This window comes from Rhizobium sp. P1_E6 (genome assembly GCF_056405875.1).
Genome location: NZ_JBFUBG010000324.1, coordinates 1 through 812 on the forward strand (window position 1 = coordinate 1; position 812 = coordinate 812).

The 812-nt window shown below is 60.5% G+C and carries 1 pseudogene; it reads right to left on the minus strand.

The features are described 5' to 3' along the window. Positions 1-812 (minus strand): annotated as a pseudogene (locus tag AC1D35_RS36525) (LysR family transcriptional regulator); the annotation flags it as partial.

Below are 812 nucleotides of genomic sequence, written 5' to 3' on the forward strand. Positions count from 1 at the left end.
GTGCCATGCCTGTACGATGTCGAAACCTTCCACGCGGACCGGTAGTTCAAACGTCCGGATCTGGCTTTTTGCAGCGGATTTACGATAGGAGTTCGGAATAGCGCCAATTAAATCGGAGGCGGCTGCAACCGCGATCACCGCTGGAAAGCTTGGCACGATCAGTCTGACATCGCGATAAATGCCGAGTTCCGCCAGCGCCCTGTCCACCGGACCGGCAAAATCCGCGTGTGGAGAGAAGAGTACGTGGCCCCAGGCGGCATAACGCTCGACCGTGATCTGATCTGCATCGAAAATCGGGTGTCCAGCCCTTGCGACTCCGACATAACGGTCTTCAAAAAGGGTTTGGCAACGCAGCTCGCCCCCGTCTGCCGGCAGGACGCCGATATCGAGATCCACGGCCGCGTCTCTCAAGGACTGGACGTCCTTGTCCGTTCTAGGCGCAAACCGAAGCCTTATGCCTGGGGCGGTCTTTGCCACAGCGGCGCTCAGATCTGCGGCAAAGAATAGCACGAATGCCTCATTGGCACGGATGGTGAAGTGGCGTTGTATTTCGCGAATATCAACGATGGACGGCGGGCTTGGCAGGTCTCCACCGCTTCTCTCAAAGCGCGCACGTCGGCGGCAATCGCCAGGGCATGCGGCGTCGCGACCATGGCGCGTCCGGCCTGCACGAGGATCGGATCGCCGAGCGTAGTCCTCAACCGCGACAGCGTCCGGCTCATGGCGGACGTGCTGAGGCCAAGCCGAYGCGCGGCGGCCGATACGCTTTTTTCGCCCAGCAACGCATCCAGCGCCACGAGCAGATTGAGATC